A 369-nucleotide genomic window follows, 5' to 3' on the forward strand; every position below is an offset into this window, starting at 1 on the left:
CCATGTCCAGGCCAAGGCCCTGCGCGGCACGACGGTCTCGGTAGACGCTGCCCGCCATCCGGTCCAGCCCGAACAGCCCGGCGCCGGTCGCCAGTCCCGCTATGCCGCCGCCGATCGTCAGCCACTTGGCCGCACTCAGGAACGCCGAGGCGACCTCCTTTGATGCTTTAGACAGCCGCTCCGTCGTCACCAGCGTCTTGCGCGTGGCACGCTCAAGCCCTTCCTGCCGCACGACAGAGTCGCCGGTGTATGTCGTCAGGTTCCGCGCGTTCTCGCCGATCCGGCCCAGCGTCTCATTGACGCCCGACATGCCCTCGCCGGCCGTCGCTGCCTGATCTATCGCATCGGCGACCGCCTGCCATTCCTCCG

At 68.6% G+C, this 369-nt stretch carries 1 protein-coding gene; it reads right to left on the bottom strand.

Annotation, left to right across the window (positions count from 1 at the left end; genetic code table 11):
• Positions 1-369: hypothetical protein (locus tag B8460_RS22630; protein WP_048863425.1), on the bottom strand; the 369-nt coding region annotated here is incomplete at both ends.

The sequence above is a fragment of the Acidisphaera rubrifaciens HS-AP3 genome, from assembly GCF_000964365.1.
Taxonomy (GTDB): Bacteria; Pseudomonadota; Alphaproteobacteria; order Acetobacterales; family Acetobacteraceae; genus Acidisphaera; species Acidisphaera rubrifaciens.